General features: G+C 57.5%; 1 pseudogene. It reads left to right on the top strand.

Annotation, left to right across the window (positions count from 1 at the left end):
* Window positions 1–104: 104 nt before the first annotated feature.
* Window positions 105–665 (top strand): annotated as a pseudogene (locus B5F27_RS16345) (conjugal transfer protein TraE); the annotation flags it as partial.
* Window positions 666–765 lie beyond the last annotated feature (100 nt).

Genomic DNA, 765 nt, shown 5'->3' with positions numbered 1-765 from the left:
ACAATGACAGAGCCGTATACTCCGAGAGGGGTACGTACGGTTCCCGGAGAGGGTGATGCAAACCTGCTATCGCAAGATGGTAAGGCGGTGTCTCCCTACTCCACCAGAAAAAGGCCGTCCGCGCCGGGTATGACATGGACATCATCCCGTCCGACCTTGCCACCTACGGGGCCGAGGCCAAGAAGCTGTTGCAGGACCTGCAAAGCCGCAACGAGCGGATGTTCCTGGTGACGTTCCTGGTGCTGAACACCGCCGACAATCCCCGCCAGCTGGGCAACAACATCTTCCAGGCCAGTTCCATCGCACAGAAGTACAACTGCCAGCTGACCCGGCTGGACTTCCAGCAGGAGGAAGGCTTGATGTCCTCTCTGCCGCTGGGGCTGAACCAGGTGGAAATTCAGCGGGGGCTGACTACCAGCTCTACCGCCATCTTCGTGCCGTTCACCACCCAAGAGCTTTTTCAGAACGGAAAAGAGGCGCTGTACTACGGCATCAACGCCCTGTCCAATAACCTCATCATGGTGGACCGCAAGCTGCTGAAAAACCCCAACGGCCTGATTCTGGGTACGCCCGGTTCCGGCAAGAGCTTTTCGGCCAAGCGCGAGATCGCCAACTGCTTCCTGCTGACTTCGGATGATGTCATTATCTGCGACCCGGAGGCCGAGGTGCGACACGAAGTCGCGTAATGTATTGCGTGTAAACGCTGCTCTATCCATTTGGAGTAACCCTACTGTGACCTGCACTGGTCAAAAGCCAGCGTTGGGA

It is taken from the genome of Faecalibacterium sp. An192, assembly GCF_002160175.1.
GTDB lineage: Bacteria > Bacillota > Clostridia > Oscillospirales > Ruminococcaceae > Faecalibacterium.
This window is presented reverse-complemented; position numbering and strand designations above follow the sequence as displayed.